4 protein-coding genes are annotated in these 3046 nt (G+C 69.5%); 2 read left to right on the forward strand and 2 right to left on the reverse strand.

The features are described 5' to 3' along the window. Positions 1–200 precede the first annotated feature (200 nt). On the reverse strand, positions 201–509 hold the full coding sequence (locus tag NG1_RS32895; protein ID WP_062977472.1) for a hypothetical protein: 309 nt from the start codon (positions 507–509) through the stop codon (positions 201–203). Then, positions 506–745, reverse strand: coding sequence for a hypothetical protein (locus NG1_RS32900; RefSeq protein ID WP_062977474.1), 240 nt, complete (start codon positions 743–745; stop codon positions 506–508). Before NG1_RS32900 ends, NG1_RS32895 begins: the two co-directional genes overlap by 4 nt. Positions 746–857: 112 nt before the next feature. Here NG1_RS32900 and ligD point away from each other — a divergent pair, with 112 nt between their 5' ends. After that, the gene (gene ligD, locus NG1_RS32905) at positions 858–1826 is read left to right on the forward strand and encodes a non-homologous end-joining DNA ligase (protein ID WP_062977476.1); all 969 of its coding nucleotides are present in this window, start codon (positions 858–860) and stop codon (positions 1824–1826) included. A gap of 109 nt (positions 1827–1935) precedes the next feature. Next, positions 1936–2886 carry a D-isomer specific 2-hydroxyacid dehydrogenase family protein gene (locus NG1_RS32910; RefSeq protein WP_062977478.1) on the forward strand — a complete coding sequence of 317 codons (951 nt, stop codon included), beginning with the start codon at positions 1936–1938 and terminating at the stop codon, positions 2884–2886. The last annotated feature ends 160 nt before the right edge of the window (positions 2887–3046 follow it).

Here is a 3046-nt window from a genome sequence, read left to right on the forward strand (position 1 = left end):
CGACGAAGGAGCAAGCGGCGGTCGCGCAAACGCGAGCCATAAGGGGGCCGCGAACACCCAGCGCCGCAGGCGCTGGAAAAACCAACACAGCCCGGCTCGCGTTTGCGCGGCCGTCGCGTAGGCGACGAAGGAGCAAGCGGCGGTCGCGCAAACGCGAGCCACAAAGGGGCCGCGAACACGCAGCGCCGCAGGCGCTGCAATCAAAGACTGAGCGTCGCCCGCAGGCGGGCGTCGAGGGATTCCGTCTCCTCCGGGGAGAGCACGCCGAGATGTTCGGTGAGCCATGGGCGATAGGCGCGGTGCAGTTTCAGGGTGTCGGCCCAGCCGTGCTCGGTGAGAGTGGCCAGCACATGCCCGGGGTCGGCGTCGCGCAACGGGACGACTTGCAGCCAGCGATAGCGCGAGGTGATCACCGCCGAGTCGGAGACCAGCACGACCGTCATGCGCCGCGGGAAAGGGGTGCCGTCACTGAGCGTCGGGGCGTAGCGCCAGATCTCGCCGCGTCTCATGCGGCGCCGGCGGCATCGTCTTCGGCGGCCTGGGTGAGCGTCACGTCGTCATAGGCCGCGGCCAGCTCGGCCTCATCGTCGATGGCCAGTGCGGTCAGGCTGTCCTGCACGAGCATGGAGCGCAGCGCGGCGTTGATCACCGCCGACAGGCTGCGGTTCTGGCGATCGGCGACCTCCCTGGCCCACTCGGCCACCTGCGGATCCAGCGTGACGGTCACGCGCGTCGCCTTGCTCATACCGGTATGCATACCAGAGCGGTGCAACGGCCGGGAACCCTGCCGCGGCAAAGCTCGCGCCGGTTCGAAGTCGCGCGGGGCTTTCCTCCGCTTCGCCCACTACAGTCGATCCGTGGCCAGCAAATCCACCGGGTCGGCGATCGAGCTCGAGGTCGGCGACCATACGATCCGCGTCTCCAACCCCGACCGCGTCTACTTTCCGGAGAGCGGCGCCACCAAGCTGGATCTGGTGCAGTACTACCTGAGCGTCGGGGACGGCATCGTCAACGCGCTGCGCGACCGGCCCTGCATGCTGCACCGGTTTCCCAAAGGACTCGCGGGCGACAAGGTGCATCAGAAGCGGCTTCCCGCCGGCGCACCGGACTGGATTCCGACTGTGCGGGTGTACTTCCCGCGCTATGGGAGGCATGCCGACGAGCTGTGCGTCGAGAAGCTCGCCGACGTCCTGTGGGCGGTGCAGATGTCTACGGTCGAGTTCCATCCGTGGAATTCGCGCGCCGCCGATACCGAGCGTCCGGACGAGTGGCGCATCGACCTCGACCCGATGCCGGACTGCCCGTGGTCACGCGTGCAACGGGTCGCCGGGGTCGTACACGAGGTTCTCGACGAGATCGGCGCCGTCGGGTGGCCGAAGACCTCTGGCGGCAAGGGCATGCACGTGTACGTGCGGATCGCGCCGGATCAGGGATTCCAGGACGTGCGCCGCGCGGCGCTCGCGTTCGCCCGGGAAGTCGAGCGGCGGGCACCCGACGACGTGACCACCACCTGGTGGCGGCGCGACCGCGATCCGAAGATGCTGTTCGTCGACTACAACCAGAACGCCCGCGATCACACCATCGCCGCCGCCTACTCGGTGCGCGGCGTCCCCGCCGCCACGGTCTCCACACCGGTACGCTGGGACGAAATTCCCGACATCGATCCGCGCGACTTCACCATGGCCTCCGTTCCCGCTCGCTTCGCCGAACTCGGCGATCTGCACGCGGGCATGGATGACGCGGTGTTCCACCTGGATCCTCTCCTGGAGTGGGCCGAGCGGGACAAGGTGGACGTGGAGCTCGACGAGGAGCAGAGCGAGGCCTAGCGCCGCGCCGAACGCACACCCCGCGACCGGTCGGCGCACGCCGGGCGGTGTTACGGTCGCAACGTCCCGCTCGCGACCACGTTCCTACTGCTCCGAAGGAGGTCCGTCCATGAACCGACCGGCAGTGACGATCGCGATCGGCCCCGCCGACCCACCTCCCACGCTGATTGAGAAGGCCGTCGTGGGGGCGGGCGCCACCCTCTCCGATCTCGGCGAGGCGCGCGGGCTGATCTGGGCCGGCGACGCCGGCGAGTTCCCGGACGAATTACCCGCCGGTGTGGAGTGGGTGCAGCTTCCGGCCGCGGGCGTCGAGGACTGGTTCGCCGCGGGCGTCATCGCCAGGCATCCCGGTGTGCGATTCACCTCCGCCGCAGGCGCTTTCGCGGCGAGCGTGGCCGAGCACGCGCTCATGCTGCTGCTCGCGGGTGTCCGGTATCTGCCCGAGCATCTGCGCGCGTCGGACTGGCGGCAACAGGACTTCTTTCCGCACGTCGGCACGCTGCGCGGCAAGACGGTGACGATCGTGGGCGCGGGCGGCATCGGCCGCGCGCTGATCCCGATGCTGGTTCCGCTCGGCGCGCACATCATCGCGGTGAACCGCAGCGGGCGTCCGGTCACCGGCCCCGGCATTCCCTCTTCGGTCGAGACGATTTCCGCCGATCATCTGGGCCGGGTCTGGCCGCACACCGATCACGTGGTGATCGCCGCGCCCGCCACGCCCGCCACCAGGCATCTCGTCGGCGCGGACGAACTCGCGCGGCTCAAGCCGTCCTCGTGGATCATCAACGTCGCGCGCGGCAGCCTCATCGACACCGACGCGCTGGTGGCCGCGCTGGCCTCCGGCGCGATCGGCGGCGCGGGCCTCGACGTCACCTACCCGGAGCCGCTCCCGGCCGGTCATCCCCTCTGGTCGCTGCCGAATGCCATTGTCACTCCTCATGATTCGAATCCGCCGCAGCTGCGGTTGGCCGCCTTCGCCGACCATGTCGAAGCGAACGTCTCGCGGTTCCTCGAAGGCCGCCCGCTGCTGGCGCCGATCGATCCCGCGCGCGGGTACTGAGAGCGTTCGCGCACAACAGAATTCGAGCCAAGAGGGTCGCGGCCTTCGGCGGCGATGGACGCGCCGGGCATGATCCGCACGACCCTGTTCGCTGCCAGACGCAGCGTGCCCGCCACTGCCGAAAGCGCTCAGGGGTGCCGGTCGGGCGTTGTCCGGTGAC

The sequence above is a fragment of the Nocardia gamkensis NBRC 108242 genome, from assembly GCF_001612985.1.
In the GTDB taxonomy this organism is placed as follows: Bacteria; Actinomycetota; Actinomycetes; order Mycobacteriales; family Mycobacteriaceae; genus Nocardia; species Nocardia gamkensis.

Coding starts and splice junctions, on each gene's coding strand:
- NG1_RS32895 (WP_062977472.1), bottom strand. CDS start 509: ATGAGACGCGGCGAGATCTGGCGCTACGCCCCGACGCTCAGTGACGGC.
- NG1_RS32900 (WP_062977474.1), bottom strand. CDS start 745: ATGAGCAAGGCGACGCGCGTGACCGTCACGCTGGATCCGCAGGTGGCC.
- NG1_RS32910 (WP_062977478.1), top strand. CDS start 1,936: ATGAACCGACCGGCAGTGACGATCGCGATCGGCCCCGCCGACCCACCT.